The 17,346-nt window shown below is 55.4% G+C and carries 18 protein-coding genes; 11 read left to right on the forward strand and 7 right to left on the reverse strand.

The window, feature by feature from the left end:
* Positions 1-63 precede the first annotated feature (63 nt).
* Together F384_RS01770 and F384_RS01775 are read left to right on the forward strand one after the other, a co-directional pair.
* A complete protein-coding gene (locus F384_RS01770; RefSeq protein ID WP_046476192.1) occupies positions 64-429 on the forward strand; it encodes a VOC family protein in 366 nt (121 codons plus the stop codon).
* A gap of 15 nt (positions 430-444) precedes the next feature.
* The gene (locus F384_RS01775) at positions 445-1,137 is read left to right on the forward strand and encodes a helix-turn-helix transcriptional regulator (RefSeq protein WP_046476194.1); all 693 of its coding nucleotides are present in this window, start codon (positions 445-447) and stop codon (positions 1,135-1,137) included.
* Between the two features lie 42 nt (positions 1,138-1,179).
* Here F384_RS01775 and F384_RS01780 read toward each other — a convergent pair whose 3' ends face one another.
* Both F384_RS01780 and F384_RS01785 read right to left on the reverse strand, forming a co-directional pair.
* On the reverse strand, positions 1,180-2,064 hold the full coding sequence (locus tag F384_RS01780; protein ID WP_046476197.1) for a nucleoside-specific channel-forming protein Tsx: 885 nt from the start codon (positions 2,062-2,064) through the stop codon (positions 1,180-1,182).
* A gap of 298 nt (positions 2,065-2,362) precedes the next feature.
* Entirely contained in the window at positions 2,363-2,902 is a 540-nt protein-coding gene (locus F384_RS01785; protein ID WP_046476199.1) for a DUF3251 domain-containing protein, read from the reverse strand.
* A 152-nt stretch (positions 2,903-3,054) separates the two neighbouring features.
* Here F384_RS01785 and nrdR point away from each other — a divergent pair, with 152 nt between their 5' ends.
* From nrdR to pgpA, 6 genes are all read left to right on the forward strand, one after another.
* Positions 3,055-3,504 carry a transcriptional regulator NrdR gene (gene nrdR, locus F384_RS01790; protein WP_042324561.1) on the forward strand — a complete coding sequence of 150 codons (450 nt, stop codon included), beginning with the start codon at positions 3,055-3,057 and terminating at the stop codon, positions 3,502-3,504.
* Positions 3,505-3,507: 3 nt separating this feature from the next.
* Entirely contained in the window at positions 3,508-4,611 is a 1,104-nt protein-coding gene (gene ribD, locus F384_RS01795; RefSeq protein ID WP_046476202.1) for a bifunctional diaminohydroxyphosphoribosylaminopyrimidine deaminase/5-amino-6-(5-phosphoribosylamino)uracil reductase RibD, read from the forward strand.
* Between the two features lie 95 nt (positions 4,612-4,706).
* Positions 4,707-5,177 carry a 6,7-dimethyl-8-ribityllumazine synthase gene (gene ribE / locus F384_RS01800; protein ID WP_046476205.1) on the forward strand — a complete coding sequence of 157 codons (471 nt, stop codon included), beginning with the start codon at positions 4,707-4,709 and terminating at the stop codon, positions 5,175-5,177.
* A gap of 20 nt (positions 5,178-5,197) precedes the next feature.
* Positions 5,198-5,617 carry a transcription antitermination factor NusB gene (nusB, locus tag F384_RS01805; protein ID WP_045440503.1) on the forward strand — a complete coding sequence of 140 codons (420 nt, stop codon included), beginning with the start codon at positions 5,198-5,200 and terminating at the stop codon, positions 5,615-5,617.
* A gap of 76 nt (positions 5,618-5,693) precedes the next feature.
* The gene (gene thiL, locus F384_RS01810) at positions 5,694-6,671 is read left to right on the forward strand and encodes a thiamine-phosphate kinase (protein WP_046476210.1); all 978 of its coding nucleotides are present in this window, start codon (positions 5,694-5,696) and stop codon (positions 6,669-6,671) included.
* Entirely contained in the window at positions 6,649-7,164 is a 516-nt protein-coding gene (gene pgpA / locus F384_RS01815; protein WP_046476213.1) for a phosphatidylglycerophosphatase A, read from the forward strand. Before thiL ends, pgpA begins: the two co-directional genes overlap by 23 nt.
* Before the next feature lie 100 nt (positions 7,165-7,264).
* Here pgpA and F384_RS01820 read toward each other — a convergent pair whose 3' ends face one another.
* The 4 genes from F384_RS01820 to xseB form a co-directional block, all read right to left on the reverse strand.
* Positions 7,265-8,239 (reverse strand): aldo/keto reductase, encoded by a 975-nt coding sequence (locus F384_RS01820; protein ID WP_042324551.1) that lies wholly within the window; start codon positions 8,237-8,239, stop codon positions 7,265-7,267.
* A 56-nt stretch (positions 8,240-8,295) separates the two neighbouring features.
* On the reverse strand, positions 8,296-10,158 hold the full coding sequence (gene dxs / locus F384_RS01825) for a 1-deoxy-D-xylulose-5-phosphate synthase (protein ID WP_046476217.1): 1,863 nt from the start codon (positions 10,156-10,158) through the stop codon (positions 8,296-8,298).
* Positions 10,159-10,226: 68 nt separating this feature from the next.
* Positions 10,227-11,126, reverse strand: coding sequence for a (2E,6E)-farnesyl diphosphate synthase (gene ispA / locus F384_RS01830; RefSeq protein WP_046476219.1), 900 nt, complete (start codon positions 11,124-11,126; stop codon positions 10,227-10,229).
* Positions 11,127-11,369 carry an exodeoxyribonuclease VII small subunit gene (gene xseB / locus F384_RS01835; protein ID WP_042324547.1) on the reverse strand — a complete coding sequence of 81 codons (243 nt, stop codon included), beginning with the start codon at positions 11,367-11,369 and terminating at the stop codon, positions 11,127-11,129.
* A 254-nt stretch (positions 11,370-11,623) separates the two neighbouring features.
* Between xseB and thiI the strand changes: the two genes are divergently transcribed.
* Positions 11,624-13,072, forward strand: coding sequence for a tRNA uracil 4-sulfurtransferase ThiI (gene thiI / locus F384_RS01840; protein WP_046476222.1), 1,449 nt, complete (start codon positions 11,624-11,626; stop codon positions 13,070-13,072).
* Between the two features lie 519 nt (positions 13,073-13,591).
* Here thiI and F384_RS01845 read toward each other — a convergent pair.
* Positions 13,592-14,281: a helix-turn-helix domain-containing protein gene (locus F384_RS01845; RefSeq protein ID WP_046476225.1), complete on the reverse strand. Its 690-nt coding sequence runs from the start codon at positions 14,279-14,281 to the stop codon at positions 13,592-13,594.
* Between the two features lie 170 nt (positions 14,282-14,451).
* Here F384_RS01845 and F384_RS01850 point away from each other — a divergent pair, with 170 nt between their 5' ends.
* On the forward strand, positions 14,452-16,785 hold the full coding sequence (locus F384_RS01850) for a molybdopterin-dependent oxidoreductase (protein WP_046476226.1): 2,334 nt from the start codon (positions 14,452-14,454) through the stop codon (positions 16,783-16,785).
* A 5-nt stretch (positions 16,786-16,790) separates the two neighbouring features.
* Positions 16,791-17,336: a 4Fe-4S dicluster domain-containing protein gene (locus F384_RS01855; RefSeq protein ID WP_046476229.1), complete on the forward strand. Its 546-nt coding sequence runs from the start codon at positions 16,791-16,793 to the stop codon at positions 17,334-17,336.
* Positions 17,337-17,346: the final 10 nt, after the last annotated feature.

Consider the following 17,346-nt stretch of genomic DNA (forward strand, 5'->3'; position numbering starts at 1 on the left):
ATGCTGTCAGGAGCCCTGTTTTATCCTCTTCCTGAATTTACCCACACAGGCAGGAGAGGAACGATGAAAAGCATTATCAACTGGTTTGAAATTCCCGTTACGGATATGGAACGCGCGATTGCATTTTACGAGCCGGTCATGGGGTTGTCGCTGCGTCGTGAAAAAATGGACATCGCCGATCTGGCGGTTTTTCCGTATGACGAACCGGCTACCGGCGGTGCGCTGGCGAAGTTTGACGGCATCACACCGTCATTGCAGGGGGCGATTGTTTATCTGCATACTGAGGATCTCAACGCCACGCTGGATCGCGTGGTCAGTGCAGGTGGCAAATGCGTTTTTGGTCCGCACGATCTCGGTGACGGGGTTGGCAGCATCGCGCTGTTTACCGACAGTGAAGGCAACCGTGTAGGTTTACATCAACCGGCTTAATCACAGAGAGCAACTATGACCCGTCGCGCTGACCGTTTGTTTCAGATAGTACAGATCCTGCGTGGCAGGCGGCTGACAACGGCAGCGCTGCTGGCGGAGCGGCTGGAGGTTTCGGAGCGGACTATCTATCGCGATATCCGTGACCTCTCGCTCTCGGGTGTGCCGGTCGAAGGGGAGGCGGGGAGCGGCTATCGTCTGATGGCGGGGTTTGATCTCCCGCCGTTGATGTTGACGCATCGGGAGTCTGAAGCGCTGATTGCCGCCATTCGTCTGTTGCACACCTGGGGCGGCGATTTGCTCTCCAGAGAACTGGAGTCGGCGCAGGAAAAAGTGCTGGCGATATTGCCGGAAGAGAGCCGACGCAAAGCCGAGCAGGCACGCATCTTCGCACCGGACTTTGGCGGACACCTGCATTCACGCAGCGCGTTCGATGTGATCCACAAGGCAGTCACCACCCAGCAGGTGCTGGCGCTGCATTATCGCGACGAGGCGGGGCGGCTTTCCTGGCGGGATGTGCAGCCGTTAGGGATCTTCTTTGAAGGAAAATACTGGCTGCTGGTGGCCTGGTGTGAGCGGCGCGAAGACTACCGCTGTTTTCGTGTCGATCGCTGTTTAAGCATCACGCCGCTCGACAGACGCTTTTGCGAGCGCGCTGACCGTTCGCTCAGTGATTTCTTACGCAAGATCCGCGACGAAACGCACGCATAAAAAAGCCAGCGCTCAGGCTGGCTTTTACTGGGAGGGACGTTATCAGAAGTTGTAACCGACAACCAGGTAACCACCCCAACCGGTAGAGCGAACGTTGAAGTTGCCTTTACCGAAGTTCAGTTCAGCGTCGTCGTTCCACTGACCACCGTTGTGCCAGTAACGCGCCACGACCGAGTAGTGCCAGTGGTCGTAGTTCAGCGCCAGAATATGGCTGGAAGCGATGGAGTCGTTGGTACGCGCTTTATTGCCGTTCAGATCGGAGAAGTCGTTGTCGCCCAGATCGGAACCCCAGTCAAAGTTGGTGAAGCCGATGTAGCTCAGGTTACCGCCCCACAGTTCGGTAATCGGAACGAAGTATTTCACTTTGAAACGGTAGCCGTCCCATTCGTTTTCGTTTGCTGCGCCGTAGTTCTGCCACTGGTACTTGGCGTACACGTTCAGAGACAGGCTCATCGGCAGGCCGGTATCAATATCCGTACCCAGACCCATGTACCAGGTGCTCTGACGACCATCTTTGTTACGACCCATGTCGTAGATGTAGTTGTTGGCGAAGTACCACTCTTTAAACGGACCGAAGCTCAGGTCAGTGCCGGTCAGTTTGTCGATGGAGAAACGCGGTTCGATTTCCATAAACAGCGGAGAACCGTGGTTCCAGATCCCTTTCGCGTCGGTGTTACCACCGAAGAATACCGGTGCATCCATGTAGCCATAGAAGTCGAACCAGTCTTTTTTTGCGAAAGCTTCATATTCCAGATAGGTATCGTTACGGATCTGCGGTCCGAAACGGGTGTGGTAGCTTCCGACGACGTTGACGCTCTGGTGCCACCAGTCGGAAAGATACTGCGGTTTGTCATTTTCCGCCGCGTTGACGGCGAATGACGAGGAGAGCGCGAGCACGGCACCGGCTGCAAGTAATGTTTTTTTCATATTGTATGCCACTGTTTGAAATCCCTGACGGGAGTGAAAAAGGCGCGAATAGCGTTTCTGAATATTTCGTGTTTCTGCGAGCCTATTATAGAAATCATTGCTCACAAAAATATGTCTTGTTTCACAGTTCTATCATTTGCGTAATCGATTGCGTTCACGTTTGCGTACTTTAGCGCGGCGATTGTACTGACTTTCATGTCAATTGCCAACGTTGACAATAAATGCCGTGGATGTCAGAGGAGTAACAAAAGGTAGGGGATGGATGTTGCGGAACGCACAAAACGTTCCGCAGGGAGGTTTATTGTGTAACAGGCTGGATATCGTGGATGCGCACAAATCCTAATTGATCGGGGGTCAGGTTATTCAGTTGTAGCGGGATATCCACATCGCTTGGCGCCAGCACGCTCGCCGGGGCATTGATCAACTGATTCTGTACATTCACTTCCTGATAATTGTCAGTTGTTCCCTGAATTTGCCCATACTCAACGGTGCCGCTAAACGCCGGCAGCGGATCGTTTGACTCACCCTGAATACGCAGCGTCACCCGGGTGCCCGTTGCGTTTGGCGCAATGTTGATAAGCGACATGCGTAGTGTACCTATCTGGCTGTTCAGACGCGCTGGCGTATTGGAACCCGGTAGCAGATAAACGCCACTGGTTGATTTGGCGTTCAGACTGTTTTGCTGGGTAATCTTCACGGTTTCCTGATTAAGCTGGTTCATCTCTTTATTGAGTGTCGAAACGCTTTGATGCATCTGGCGCACTTCGCTTTGTTGCGCACAGGCGCTCAAACTAAAGAGACTTCCCACCAGGAGAATTCTTAGGTAACGTCTTGTCATCTCTCTTATTTCCTGAATTGTCGCGATAACGTAATGGTAGATCGTAAAATGCGCAAAGACATCGATCCATTGTCTCAAAAGCGTTGCGCCTTTGTTGTAACGTCAGTTCAGGTTAAAATAGATTTCTGTTAACCACCTGGTCAGGACGCCGTATGCATTGCCCATTCTGTTTCGCCGTAGACACTAAGGTAATTGACTCTCGTCTTGTGGGCGAGGGCTCTTCAGTACGCCGCCGTCGGCAGTGTCTGGTTTGTAATGAACGTTTCACCACCTTTGAAGTGGCGGAGCTGGTGATGCCACGCGTTGTGAAAAGCAACGACGTGCGCGAACCGTTTAATGAAGAAAAGCTGCGCAGTGGAATGCAACGCGCGCTGGAAAAGCGTCCGGTGAGTTCCGACGACGTCGAAATGGCGTTGAATCACATTAAGTCGCAGCTGCGCGCCACCGGCGAGCGTGAAGTTCCCAGTAAGATGATTGGCAATCTGGTGATGGAACAATTGAAAAAACTCGATAAAGTCGCCTACATCCGCTTTGCCTCGGTTTACCGCAGCTTCGAAGATATCAAAGAATTTGGCGAAGAGATCGCTCGCCTACAGGATTAAGCCATGCAGGATGAGTTATACATGGCGCGAGCGCTGAAGCTGGCGCAGCGCGGGCGGTTTACCACCCATCCCAACCCTAACGTCGGCTGTGTCATCGTCAACCATGGCGAGATTGTCGGCGAAGGCTATCATCACCGCGCCGGTGAACCGCATGCGGAAGTCCATGCCCTGCGTATGGCCGGTGAAAAGGCCAAAGGGGCCACCGCGTACGTTACGCTTGAACCGTGCAGCCATCATGGCCGCACGCCGCCGTGTTGCGACGCGCTGATCGCCGCTGGCGTCTCCCGTGTGGTTGCGGCGATGCAGGACCCCAATCCGCAAGTGGCGGGACGCGGGTTATATCGCCTGCAACAGGCGGGTATCGACGTCAGCCACGGGCTGATGATGAGCGAAGTTGAAGCGTTAAATAAAGGTTTCCTCAAGCGGATGCGCACCGGGTTTCCGTATGTGCAACTGAAGCTCGGCGCTTCGCTGGACGGTCGCACGGCGATGGCCAGCGGCGAAAGCCAGTGGATAACCTCGCCGCAGGCGCGACGCGATGTTCAGCGTCTGCGAGCGCAAAGTCATGCCATTTTAACCAGCAGCGCGACGGTGCTGGCAGACGACCCGCAGCTCACCGTGCGCTGGTCGGAACTGGGCGAGGCGACGCAGGTAGTTTACCCGCAGGATACCCTGCGCCAGCCGGTACGAATGGTTATCGACAGTCAGAACCGCGTGACGCCGGAACACCGTCTGGTTCAGCAGCCAGGAGAAACCTGGATTGCGCGCACGAAAGAAGACGGGCGCGTCTGGCCCGATTCGGTCCGCACGATTATGGTGCCGGAGCATAACGGTCATCTGGATCTGGTGGTGCTGATGATGCTGCTGGGCAAACAGCAGATTAACAGCCTGTGGGTGGAGGCCGGGCCTACGCTTGCCGGCGCGCTCTTGCAGGCGGGCGTGGTTGACGAGCTTATCGTTTATCTTGCGCCTACACTGTTGGGCAGTGATGCCAGGGGATTATGTATGCTGCCGGGACTTGAGAAACTGGCTGACGCCCCCCATTTCAAATTCAATGAGATACGCCAGGTAGGCCCGGACGTTTGCCTGCATTTAATCCCTGCGTGAGGCTTTCGAATTATCGAATTATAGGAAGCAGCGCACAGAATATTATGATAAAATCCGCCCCCCTTACGGGGCCATATCGAACCCGAAGGAAGAATATGAACATTATTGAAGCTAACGTTGCTACTCCGGACGCTCGCGTCGCCATCACCATTGCGCGTTTCAACAACTTTATCAATGACAGCCTGCTGGAAGGTGCGATTGACGCCCTGAAACGCATTGGTCAGGTCAAAGATGAAAACATTACCGTCGTTTGGGTTCCTGGTGCCTACGAACTGCCGCTGGCAGCGGGCGCACTGGCGAAAACCGGTAAATATGACGCGGTGATTGCGCTGGGTACGGTTATTCGTGGCGGCACAGCTCACTTCGAATATGTCGCTGGCGGTGCAAGCAATGGCCTGGCGCATGTCGCTCAGGAAAGCGAAATTCCGGTCGCCTTTGGCGTCCTGACCACCGAAAGCATTGAACAAGCTATCGAACGTGCTGGCACCAAAGCTGGCAACAAAGGCGCGGAAGCTGCACTGACCGCGCTTGAAATGATTAATGTATTGAAAGCCATCAAGGCCTGATTTTTTGTAAGGGGAAATCCGTGAAACCTGCTGCTCGTCGCCGCGCCCGTGAGTGTGCCGTTCAGGCGCTCTACTCCTGGCAGTTGTCCCAGAACGACATCGCTGATGTTGAATACCAGTTCCTGGCAGAACAGGACGTAAAAGATGTTGACGTCCTGTACTTCCGTGAACTGCTGTCCGGGGTAGCGACTAACAGCGCGTACCTGGATGGCCTGATGAAGCCTTATCTGTCTCGTCTGCTGGAAGAGTTGGGTCAGGTGGAAAAAGCCGTACTGCGCATTGCACTGTTCGAGCTGTCTAAACGCAGTGATGTGCCATACAAAGTGGCCATCAACGAAGCCATCGAACTGGCGAAAACGTTCGGTGCGGAAGACAGCCACAAGTTCGTCAATGGCGTTCTGGATAAAGCAGCGCCTGCGATTCGCCCCAACAAAAAGTAATCACCAGGCCGTCAGCGAAGTGGAAGCGATTCCTCTCCCCTGGCGGCTTTTTCATTTTTCTGCTGAGGCATAACGTATGGCATGCGGCGAGTTTTCCCTGATTGCCCGTTATTTTGACCGTGTCAGAAGCTCTCGTCTTGACGTCGAAACCGGTATTGGCGACGACTGTGCACTTCTGAACATCCCCGATAAACAGACGCTGGCGATCAGCACCGATACGCTAGTGGCGGGCAACCATTTCCTGTCTGACATTGATCCTGCCGATCTGGCGTACAAAGCGCTGGCGGTGAACTTAAGCGATCTGGCGGCAATGGGCGCCGATCCGGCGTGGTTGACGCTGGCGATCACCTTGCCTGAGGTGGACGAGCGCTGGCTGGAAACCTTCAGCGACAGTCTGTTTGATCTTCTGAATTACTACGGTATGCAACTGATTGGCGGCGACACCACGCGGGGTCCGCTGTCGATGACGTTGGGTATCCACGGTTTTGTTCCTGCCGGACGCGCGCTGAAACGCGGCGGGGCGAAGCCGGGCGACTGGATCTACGTGACCGGCACGCCGGGCGATAGCGCCGCGGGTCTGGCAATATTGTTGAACCGCTTGCAGGTCGCCGATGCGGCCGACCGCGAATATCTGCTTAAACGTCATCTGCGTCCGACGCCGCGTATTCTACAGGGCCAGGCGCTGCGCGATCTGGCCAGTGCGGCGATTGATCTCTCTGACGGGCTGATTTCCGATCTTGGGCATATTGTTAACGCCAGCGCCTGCGGCGCGCGCGTCGATCTCGATACGCTGCCCTGGTCAGACGCGATGACGCGCCACGTCGAACCCGAACAGGCGCTGCGCTGGGCGCTGTCTGGCGGCGAAGACTACGAGCTATGCTTTACGGTACCGGAACTGAATCGCGGCGCGCTCGAGGTGGCAATGGGCCAGCTTGGCGTCCCCTTTACCTGCATTGGGCAGATGAGCGCGGATGTGGAAGGGATTCATTTCATGCGTGACGGAAAGCCTGTCATTGTTGACTGGAAAGGATATGACCATTTTGCCACGCCATAAAGATGTCGCCAAAAGCCGCCTGAATCTGCTTAACCCATGGCATTTACTGGCTACCGGATTTGGTAGCGGTCTCAGCCCGATTGTTCCCGGCACGATGGGATCGCTGGCGGCGATCCCCTTCTGGTATCTGATGACCTTTCTGCCGTGGCAGCTCTATTCGCTGGTGGTGATGCTGGGGATCTGTATCGGCGTCTATCTTTGCCATCAAACGGCAAAGGACATGGGCGTGCACGATCACGGCAGCATCGTCTGGGATGAGTTCATCGGAATGTGGATCACGCTCATGGCGCTGCCGACCAACGACTGGCAGTGGGTCGCCGCCGGGTTTGTGATTTTCCGTATTCTTGATATGTGGAAGCCATGGCCGATCCGCTGGTTCGATCGCAATGTGCATGGCGGGATGGGGATCATGGTGGACGATATTGTCGCCGGGGTGATTTCCGCCGGGATCCTCTATTTCATCGGACATCACTGGCCGGTTGGTCTGATTTAGCGATGTGCCGGATGGCGCTGCGCTTAACCGGCCTACCCGGTATGACGTCCGTATTTTGTAGGCCGGATAAGGCGGTTACGCCGTCATCCGGCACGCTTTCTTATTTATATCCGGCTACGGGATGCGGCTTATACGGCGTTTCCAGTTCGGCGATGTGCTCGGGCTTCAGCGTGAGATCCACGGCATTCAGCAACTCATCCAACTGTTCTTCCCGTGACGAGCCGATGATCGGCGCGGCAATGCCCGGTTTGCTTAACAGCCACGCCAGCGCCACCTGAGCACGCGTCGCGCCAAGCTCTTCGCTCACGCCAGCCAGCCGCGCGGCAATCTGCGCATCGTTTTCGTCGCTTTCGCTATACAGCTTTTTCCCTACTTCATCAGAGACCAGGCGTGCCGTGGTTTCTCCCCATGGACGTGTCAGACGCCCTCTGGCCAATGGGCTCCACGGGATCACCGCCACGCCTTCCTGATAGCACAGTGGCAGCATTTCACGCTCTTCCTCGCGATAGATCAGGTTATAGTGATCCTGCATGCTAATAAACTGCGCCCAGCCGTGCTGTTTTTGCAGCGCCAGCGCCTGGGCAAACTGCGACGCATGCATTGACGACGCGCCGATATAACGCGCCTTACCGGCTTTGACCACATCGTTTAACGCTTCCAGCGTCTCTTCAATCGGCGTGTTGTAATCCCAGCGGTGAATTTGCAGGATATCGACGTAGTCCATCCCCAGTCGTCTCAGACTGTCATCAATAGAACGCAGAATTTGCGCGCGGGATAATCCTTCTGGCAGGTCATCCACCCGATTAAACACTTTGGTGGCGACGACGACCTCATCACGGCGAGCGAAATCGCGCAGTGCGCGACCGACAATCTCTTCGCTGCTGCCGGCTGAGTAGTTGTTTGAGGTATCGAAGAAGTTAATGCCGCCTTCAAGAGCGCGCTGGATGATAGGGCGACTACTCTCTTCGGGAAGCGTCCAGGCGTGGTTGCCGCGATTCGGCTCGCCGAACGTCATGCAGCCCAGACAAAGGCGGGAAACCCGAAGGTCCGTTTTTCCTAAGATGTTGTATTGCATTCTTTCGCTCCTGTTATGCTCGTTATGGGTTAAGCATAGCAGGAGCGAAGAGGGGATTATGCCAACCAGGCCTTGATTTTGGCCTCAATGCCTGCGGCATCCAGACCCAACTCGGCGCGGGCTTCATCCTGTGTTCCCTGCGGTATGAAGAAGTCCGGCAGACCGATGTTAAGCACCGGAACCGGCTTGCGATGCGCCATCAGCACTTCGTTTACGCCGCTACCGGCACCGCCCATAATGGCGTTTTCTTCCAGCGTCACCAGTACTTCATGACGCGCCGCCATTTCAAGGATCAGCGCCTCATCCAGCGGTTTCACAAAGCGCATGTCGACAAGCGTCGCGTTGAGGGATTCCGCGACTTTCGCCGCTTCCGGCATTAAGGTGCCGAAGTTGAGGATTGCTACCTTCTCGCCGTGACGCTTCACCACGCCTTTCCCGATCGGCAGTTTTTCCAGTGGCGTCAGCTCAACGCCGACGGCATTTCCGCGCGGATAGCGCACCGCCGTTGGGCCATCGCTGTAGTGATAGCCAGTAAATAGCATCTGGCGGCATTCGTTTTCATCGCTCGGCGTCATGATGACCATCTCCGGAATGCAGCGCAGATAGGAGAGATCGAACGCCCCCTGGTGGGTTTGTCCGTCGGCTCCGACGATCCCCGCGCGGTCAATGGCAAACATGACCGGCAGTTTTTGAATGGCGACATCGTGCAGCACCTGATCGTAGGCGCGTTGCAGGAAGGTGGAATAGATTGCCACCACCGGTTTGTAACCACCAATCGCCAGCCCGGCGGCAAAGGTCACCGCGTGCTGCTCGGCAATCGCCACGTCAAAGTAGCGGTCCGGGAATTTACGCGAGAACTCAACCATGCCGGACCCTTCGCGCATGGCCGGGGTGATCGCCATCAGTTTGCTGTCTTTCGCCGCCGTTTCACACAGCCAGTCGCCGAAGATTTTCGAATAGCTCGGCAGGCCGCCGCTGCTTTTCGGCAGACAACCGCTGGACGGATCGAATTTCGGCACGGCGTGGAAGGTGATTGGATCTTTTTCCGCCGGCTCATAGCCCCGACCTTTCTTGGTCATGATATGCAGGAACTGCGGGCCTTTCAGGTCGCGCATGTTCTTCAGCGTGGTGATAAGCCCCAGCACATCGTGACCGTCGACCGGGCCGATATAGTTAAAGCCCAGCTCTTCAAACAGCGTGCCGGGCACCACCATGCCTTTGATATGTTCTTCGGTGCGCTTGAGCAGCTCTTTAATCGGCGGTACGCCAGAAAACACCTTCTTACCGCCTTCACGCAGGGAAGAGTAGAGCTTACCGGAGAGCAACTGCGCGAGGTGATTGTTCAGCGCGCCGACGTTTTCGGAAATCGACATTTCATTGTCGTTGAGGATGACCAGCATGTCGGGTTTGATATCGCCCGCGTGGTTCATCGCTTCAAATGCCATCCCGGCGGTAATCGCCCCGTCGCCAATGACGCAGACGGTACGGCGATCTTTACCCTCTTTCTGGGCGGCAACCGCCACGCCGATGCCGGCACTGATAGACGTAGAGGAGTGACCCACGCTCAGGACGTCGTATTCGCTTTCACCGCGCCATGGGAATGGGTGCAGGCCGCCTTTCTGGCGAATGGTGCCAATTTTATCGCGACGACCGGTCAAAATCTTGTGCGGATAAGCCTGATGACCTACGTCCCAGATCAACTGGTCAAACGGGGTGTTATAGACATAGTGCAGCGCCACGGTCAGTTCGACCGTGCCCAGCCCGGAAGCGAAATGCCCGCTGGAACGACTGACGCTGTCGAGTAAATAGCGGCGCAGCTCGTCGCAGAGTTTCGGCAGACTCTCTTTTGGCAGTAGTCGTAAATCCAGGGTGGAGTCGACCAGTGCCAGGGTAGGGTATTTGGCTATATCAAAACTCATCAGAGACTCATCGTTTGTTTACCCAAATTACAGTGTATCCGCTGCAATTTATTGCTCAGGGTAGTCAATTATTTATTACGCTGGATTATGTAGTCCGCTAGCGCTTCCAGTGCCGAGGTATCGAGTGACTGTGCGGCCAGTTGGTTTAGCGACTGGCGAGCCTCTGCGATTAAATCCCGGGCTTTATTTCGGGCTTGCTCAAGACCCAGAAGTGCAGGATAGGTACTTTTGCCAAGCTGCTGGTCGGCACCCTGACGTTTACCCAACGTTGCAGTATCGCCCACCACATCCAGAATGTCATCCTGAACCTGGAATGCCAGACCGATACTTTCTGCGTATCTGTCGAGTATCGGCAGGGCATTTCTGCCGTTTTCTCCGGCAGTTAACGCACCCAAGCGAACCGCGGCGCGAATCAGTGCGCCGGTCTTATGACGATGGATTTTCTCCAGCGCCTCCAGCGGCACCTGTTTACCTTCAGCGGCGAGATCCAACGCCTGACCGCCGCACATTCCGGCGATTCCGCTGGCGTTCGCCAGTTCGGAAATCATCGCGATCCGATCGCGGTCAGCGACTTCCGGCATCGGGGCGTCGCTGATAATCGAGAACGCCAGCGTTTGCAGGGCATCGCCCGCCAGAATCGCATTCGCCTCTCCAAACTTGATGTGACAGGTCGGCAGGCCACGACGCAGATCGTCATCGTCCATCGCGGGCAGATCGTCATGGATCAGCGAGTATGCATGAATGCACTCAACGGCGGCTGCCGGGGCATCCAGCGTGCTCAGGCTGATACCAAACATCTGACCGGTCGCGTACACCAGAAACGGACGCAGACGTTTACCGCCTAATAATGCGCCATACTGCATGGTTTCGACCACGGGAGTGTTCTGAAAGGGCAGTGGGGCAATAAAACGGCTCAGCGCCTGGTTGGCCTGTTCAACGCAGGCCTGAAGCTGCTGCGAAAAATCCATTTACTCGTTATCCGCTGTAAAAGGCGTAGGAGATGCGTCTTCATTGTCAGACAGCAGGATTTGCACACGCTGTTCAGCTTGTTGCAATTTCACCTGACCCTGACGTGCCAACTGCACGCCACGTTCGAATTCGTTCAGCGCTTCTTCCAGCGGTAGATCGCCACTTTCCAGACGCGTTACAATTTGCTCCAGCTCGTTCAGCGACGTTTCAAAGCTGACCGGCGCCTCATTTTTCTTCGCCATAATAAATGTCTGACTCTCAGTATTTTCAGCCCTGATATGGTAACGGACTCAGAGCAATTATCAAACTTACCCATCATACTTCAGGCTGCCTGTACGTTGGCTGCACGCGAATTATTTAGGGTATAACGCGCAATGTGCACAGGAATCGCGTGATAGTGGTATACTTCCGCGCCTGGATGCAGCCGCTTAACGGGGTTGCTGTACTATTTCTCCAATACAAGCCGTAACTGGCTTGCTAAAGAACCATTGCCGCCATGAAGTTTATCATTAAATTGTTCCCGGAAATCACCATCAAAAGCCAATCTGTGCGTTTGCGCTTTATAAAAATGCTGACCGGGAACATTCGTAACGTTTTAAAGCACTATGATGAGACCCTCGCCGTTGTCCGCCACTGGGATAACATCGAAGTTCGCGCGAAAGATGAAAACCAGCGTCTGGCTATCCGTGACGCGCTGACCCGTATTCCGGGGATTCACCACATTCTCGAAGTCGAAGACGTGCCGTTTACCGACATGCACGACATTTTCGAAAAGGCGCTGGTGCAATACCGCGAACAGCTGGAAGGCAAAACCTTCTGCGTGCGCGTTAAACGTCGCGGTAAACATGAGTTTAGCTCTATCGATGTGGAACGTTACGTGGGCGGCGGTTTAAACCAGCATATTGAATCGGCGCGCGTGAAGCTGACCCACCCGGATGTCACTGTCCACCTGGAAGTGGAAGATGACCGTCTTCTGCTGATTAAAGGGCGTTACGAAGGGATCGGCGGTTTCCCGATCGGTACTCAGGAAGATGTGCTATCGCTGATCTCCGGCGGCTTCGACTCCGGCGTTTCCAGCTACATGCTGATGCGTCGCGGCTGTCGCGTTCACTACTGCTTCTTTAACCTCGGCGGCGCGGCGCATGAAATCGGCGTTCGTCAGGTGGCGCACTATCTGTGGAACCGCTTCGGCAGCTCGCATCGCGTGCGCTTTGTCGCCATCAACTTTGAACCGGTGGTCGGAGAGATCCTCGAGAAAGTTGATGACGGCCAGATGGGCGTGGTGCTCAAACGTATGATGGTTCGCGCGGCGTCGAAAGTGGCGGAGCGCTATGGCGTGCAGGCGCTGGTCACCGGCGAAGCGCTGGGTCAGGTCTCCAGCCAGACGCTGACCAACCTGCGTCTGATCGATAACGTCTCCGATACGCTGATTCTGCGTCCGCTGATTTCTTACGATAAAGAGCACATCATCAACCTGGCGCGCCAGATTGGGACTGAAGACTTTGCCCGTACCATGCCGGAGTATTGCGGCGTGATTTCAAAAAGCCCGACGGTGAAAGCCATCAAGGCGAAGATTGAAGCGGAAGAAGAGAATTTTGACTTCAGTATCCTCGATAAGGTGGTTGAAGAAGCCAGCAACGTGGATATTCGCGAAATTGCGCAGCAGACTCAGCAGGACGTGGTGGAAGTCGAAACCGTCAGCGGTTTTGGCCCGAACGACGTGATTCTGGATATCCGTTCTATCGACGAGCAGGATGATAAGCCGCTGAAGGTGGAAGGCGTGGATGTGGTTTCACTGCCGTTCTACAAGCTGAGCACTCAATTCGGCGATCTCGACCAGAATAAAACCTGGCTGCTGTGGTGCGAGCGCGGCGTGATGAGCCGATTGCAGGCGCTGTATCTGCGCGAGCAGGGCTTTGAGAATGTGAAGGTGTATCGCCCGTAACTCCAGAAGATCAACATGCAGGCGTGGTGCATTCGCCTTATGCCGTCTGCCTGTCGGGTCGGGGCCGAGCCTGCATCCTTGCAGGCCGTCCTCTGCGCCCGCTTCCCTGCGCCCGCCCCCGGTCAGCCGCCAACGCCTCATCGATTTTCACGCCGGACCGGGGTGTCGCTTCAGCATTCTGCTATTCAGTGATTTCCGTTTTGCTGTTTAACCAACATCTCAGAGGGTCAGGTGGGGAGTGGTCCGGCTGAAAATTGCCGACGTGTTTCCGGAGGGTCGGGGGAACCCGCAGGGATGCGGGTTCAGGGCGCGCGAAGCAGGGATGCTGAGTCGCGCCCGACCCGGTAGCCTGGAGGAATAAGCGGAGGGTATCGCGAAGCGACAATTTTCCTGCCGGGAGCCTGGATTGTTAAGGAGGCGGCGACGAGTCTCCTTAACACGTTCACGGGTGTCGTTACACCAGAGAAGCGGCGAACGCAAGGTGAACGTAGCCCCTCACCGCCGGTGGCATATGCATCCCTAAAGATGAAGCGCGTCGACGCTTCTCACTAACTGCCCGGCAATCTGCGAGATGACGTCTGTACTGAAGAACCCCATCGTCACGGCAATCGCCACCAGATCTCCCTTTTCATTGCGTAGCGGACAGGCAATCGACTGTGCGCCTGGGATCCCCTGCGTCGGATTGTAGCGCACCGCATAGCCCTGAGCCTGTATCTGTGCAATCAGTTGTTCCTGCGCCTTATTCTGCGGCTGATAGCCGGAAAAACTCATGAACACCTGACCTGCCGAACTGGCGTGAAGCGGAACGGGCGTATTGGGCAGAAAATCGATATCCACATTACGGAAGCTGCGATTGTAGTGCTTCAGCACTAATCCGCCCTCCGTCGCAACCACGACGCCGGTGGAATGGTTAAAGGTATCGCGAAAGGCGATCAGCGCCGCATTGAGTTCGCTAATGGGACAGCGAGTGGCCGACGGATTGCCCGCCATCTGAAGCAGGGTCGACCCAAGACAATAGAGCCCTTTTTCGTTTTGTCCCAGCATTCCGGAACGGCAAAGTGAGACCAGATACTTGTGTAAACGACTCTTGGACAAGTTGCATCCCATGGCGATATCGATGGCCCGCGCCTGACCGTTTTGACTGGCAACAAACGTCAGAATGTTGACGGCGATATCAACCGAATTGACCCCTTGTGATGTTTCAGCCATATGCGTTCTCTTGATTAATTCTCCACGATTATACCATTGCGGCAGAAATCCTGACTGTCTTCGCAATTCAAAATGACCGTTACGCCTAAATGGCGCGATCTTGACCTCTCTCAAGTTAATTATTGGTGAACCTGGGTTAACTAATAATGAACTTTTTTCGAGGCAAGAACATGGACGCATTGAGCAATATTCATTTAAAAAGAAGAACTCTGCTAAAAGGGCTCGGCGTAGTGGGGCTGTCGTCACTGCTGCCAACGTTTCTGACGCTGCGCCAGGCCAACGGTTCACCGTTACCCCGGGTTCGTCTTAAGCAATCGGATTACCAGACGTTTCGCTCGACCTGCGCAATGGAGTGTCTGCACTGCAACCTGACGGCGTATGTCTGGAAAGACCGCTTAATGAAAATTGAAGCGACGAAAGGCTTCAATGTGAAGTGCTGTTTGCGGGGAATTAGCCGCACCAAATGGGTCTATCACCCGTTACGCTTGACGCAACCGCTACTGCGCATTGGGGAAAAAGGCGAGGGGAAATTTCAGCCGATTAGTTGGGACGCCGCGCTCGATCTCATTGAAAAGAACATCCGGGAGACGATTGCCACTGAGGGGAATAAGGGCTTACTGCTCACCGCTGCGTCGGGGAACATGGACTCCATCAAGAATGATATGGGCAAAGCTTTCTTCGACTATCTTGGTGGCAGTACTAAAACCGCGGGTTCGTTATGTTGCGCGGCGGTGACTGCCGCCATGATGCCGATGGTTGGCCTGCGCTATGCCGATACTCGCGACACCATCGCGGATAGTCGCTACATCCTCTGCTGGGGGAATAATCCGGCGGTCACCATGCATGCCTATTTTAAAAACTATTCGCAGGCGCAAAGAAACGGCGCGCGACTGGTGGTGATCGACCCTCGCTTTAACGAAACGGCGGCCAAAGCCGACGAGTGGGTGCCGATCGTGCCGGGCACCGACATTGCCCTGGCGCTAGGTATGATCAACATCATCATGCAGGAGAAACGTTATGACGCCGATTTCCTGCGGGCGCATACCGGGGCGGTCTACCTGGTGGACTCACAGCAGCAACTGATGCGTGCCGATCCTCAGGACGCGGACAGTTACCTGGTGTTTGATACCCAAAGTCAGACCCTGAAACGGCATGATGCTCCCGGCGTGATACCGGCACTGCTCAGCGATGAGTTGCCCGCCAACAGTGAGTTCACCACCGTGCTGGATAACGTCTGGGCACAGGCGAAACCCTGGACGGCGCAGAAGGTGGAAGAAGAGACCGACGTGCCTGCGCAGACGGTGCTGCGCCTGGCGCGAGATTACGCCTCAACACAACCGGCGATGATTGTGCAGAACATGTCCGGGGCACAGAGAACCGAGTTTGGCACTTACGTCGCCGCAAGCCAGTTCTATCTGGCGCTGATCACCGGCAATATCGGCAAAGCCGGGGCTGGCGTCTGCGATGCCGGTGGCGTCAGACAGATGGCAAAATTCTCGCCGATTGTCCCTCCCGCGCCGAATCCCGCCAAAATCCCGCCAATCCCGATTGCCAAAATCGGCGACTGGGTCGCACACGAAAAACCGCATCCCATTAAGTTCTGGTGGAACATGACGTTGGGCGCGATGACCCAGTTACCCAATACCAACCAGGTCAGGGAGTCCTTTAAAAAAGTGCCCTTTGTGGTGGTCGCCGACAACCTGATGAGCTCGTCGGCGCTGTATGCCGATCTGGTGCTTCCCGTCACGACCATTTTTGAGGATGTCAGCCTTATGGCGGGCGTGCGCAGCCACTATGTGCAACTGATGGAGAAAGCGGTAGAACCGCCGGGCGAAGCCAAACCCGATTACTGGATTTTTGCCCGTCTGGCCGAGCGCTTTGGCTTTGGCGAAGTCTTTAATCAGCCGATTGAGCACTACATCGATACCTGCCTGAAAGGTTCAGGCATCACCCGCGACATGCTGAAAAAGGGACCGGTTTGTCCTGTCGAGGACGACTGGATCCCGTTTAAAGACGGCAAGTTCCTGACGTCGACCGGCAAAGCGCACCTGTATATCGAGGAGTGGAGCAAAAAAGCATTCCTGCCGGTGGTGACCTGGAAGCAGGTGAAAGAGTCGGTCAAAGGATCGCCTGAACTGGCGCAGACCTACCCGTTAATGGCGGTGCAGCGCAAACTGGCGCGCAGCGTGCACTCCAGTCATGGCATGAACGAATGGATCCTTGAGGTTCAGCGTAACCGCCCGAACGTGATGATCCACCCGGAAGATGCCCGTCAGCGTCAGATTCAGCCCGGAGAGTGGGTTGTGGTGTTCAACCATCGCGGTCAGCATCGGGCGATTGCCGACGTGACTACCCATATCAAACGCGGGGTAGTGAGTCTGGATAACGGCTGGTGGGAACAACAGGGAGGAAGCAGCAGCCATGTCACTAACGATCAGGTGGAGGTGCTGGGGAATGGACACTGCTGTAACAGTACGCTGGTGGATGTGAGAAGGGAGGCTTAATCACAATGAAACAGTATGGATTTCTTATTGATATGCAAAATTGCTATGGCTGCAAAACCTGCAGCATGGCCTGCAAATCGGAAAACATGACGCCGACGGGCGTGCTCTGGCGTCGGGTGCGCGAACGTCATACGGATGAACCCAACACGCAGGCCTTTATCAGCATGTCGTGCAACCACTGCGATGACCCGCAGTGCATGAAAGTCTGCCCGGCGGGAACGTATAGCAAACGCGCTGACGGCATTGTCGTTCAGGATCACGATCGCTGCATTGGCTGTCGGATGTGCATCATGGCCTGTCCGTGGAGTGCACCGGTGTACGATCCCGAAGAGGGGAAAACCAGTAAGTGCAATCTGTGTGCTGAACGTCTTGATGAAGGATTACAGCCGCGATGCGTGGAGTCCTGTCCGGCAGGCGTACTCCGTTTTGGCGAGATAGCGGAACTGCGTCAGGAACATACGACGCAGTGGGCGGTGCTGGAAAAACGCTACAACCTGCCCGATCACACGATAAGCCAACCTAACATTGTCATTATTCCGCCGCGGGATTGAGGGGAACGAA

This window comes from Citrobacter amalonaticus Y19, from assembly GCF_000981805.1.
In the GTDB taxonomy this organism is placed as follows: domain Bacteria; phylum Pseudomonadota; class Gammaproteobacteria; order Enterobacterales; family Enterobacteriaceae; genus Citrobacter_A; species Citrobacter_A amalonaticus_C.

What these genes read in the sequence shown, in the direction of transcription:
- F384_RS01770 (WP_046476192.1), top strand. Translation starts at nt 64, where the DNA reads ATGAAAAGCATTATCAACTGGTTTGAAATTCCCGTTACGGATATGGAA.
- F384_RS01775 (WP_046476194.1), top strand. Translation starts at nt 445, where the DNA reads ATGACCCGTCGCGCTGACCGTTTGTTTCAGATAGTACAGATCCTGCGT.
- F384_RS01780 (WP_046476197.1), bottom strand. Translation starts at nt 2,064, where the DNA reads ATGAAAAAAACATTACTTGCAGCCGGTGCCGTGCTCGCGCTCTCCTCG.
- F384_RS01785 (WP_046476199.1), bottom strand. Translation starts at nt 2,902, where the DNA reads ATGACAAGACGTTACCTAAGAATTCTCCTGGTGGGAAGTCTCTTTAGT.
- nrdR (WP_042324561.1), top strand. Translation starts at nt 3,055, where the DNA reads ATGCATTGCCCATTCTGTTTCGCCGTAGACACTAAGGTAATTGACTCT.
- ribD (WP_046476202.1), top strand. Translation starts at nt 3,508, where the DNA reads ATGCAGGATGAGTTATACATGGCGCGAGCGCTGAAGCTGGCGCAGCGC.
- ribE (WP_046476205.1), top strand. Translation starts at nt 4,707, where the DNA reads ATGAACATTATTGAAGCTAACGTTGCTACTCCGGACGCTCGCGTCGCC.
- thiL (WP_046476210.1), top strand. Translation starts at nt 5,694, where the DNA reads ATGGCATGCGGCGAGTTTTCCCTGATTGCCCGTTATTTTGACCGTGTC.
- pgpA (WP_046476213.1), top strand. Translation starts at nt 6,649, where the DNA reads ATGACCATTTTGCCACGCCATAAAGATGTCGCCAAAAGCCGCCTGAAT.
- F384_RS01820 (WP_042324551.1), bottom strand. Translation starts at nt 8,239, where the DNA reads ATGCAATACAACATCTTAGGAAAAACGGACCTTCGGGTTTCCCGCCTT.
- dxs (WP_046476217.1), bottom strand. Translation starts at nt 10,158, where the DNA reads ATGAGTTTTGATATAGCCAAATACCCTACCCTGGCACTGGTCGACTCC.
- ispA (WP_046476219.1), bottom strand. Translation starts at nt 11,126, where the DNA reads ATGGATTTTTCGCAGCAGCTTCAGGCCTGCGTTGAACAGGCCAACCAG.
- xseB (WP_042324547.1), bottom strand. Translation starts at nt 11,369, where the DNA reads ATGGCGAAGAAAAATGAGGCGCCGGTCAGCTTTGAAACGTCGCTGAAC.
- thiI (WP_046476222.1), top strand. Translation starts at nt 11,624, where the DNA reads ATGAAGTTTATCATTAAATTGTTCCCGGAAATCACCATCAAAAGCCAA.
- F384_RS01845 (WP_046476225.1), bottom strand. Translation starts at nt 14,281, where the DNA reads ATGGCTGAAACATCACAAGGGGTCAATTCGGTTGATATCGCCGTCAAC.
- F384_RS01850 (WP_046476226.1), top strand. Translation starts at nt 14,452, where the DNA reads ATGGACGCATTGAGCAATATTCATTTAAAAAGAAGAACTCTGCTAAAA.
- F384_RS01855 (WP_046476229.1), top strand. Translation starts at nt 16,791, where the DNA reads ATGAAACAGTATGGATTTCTTATTGATATGCAAAATTGCTATGGCTGC.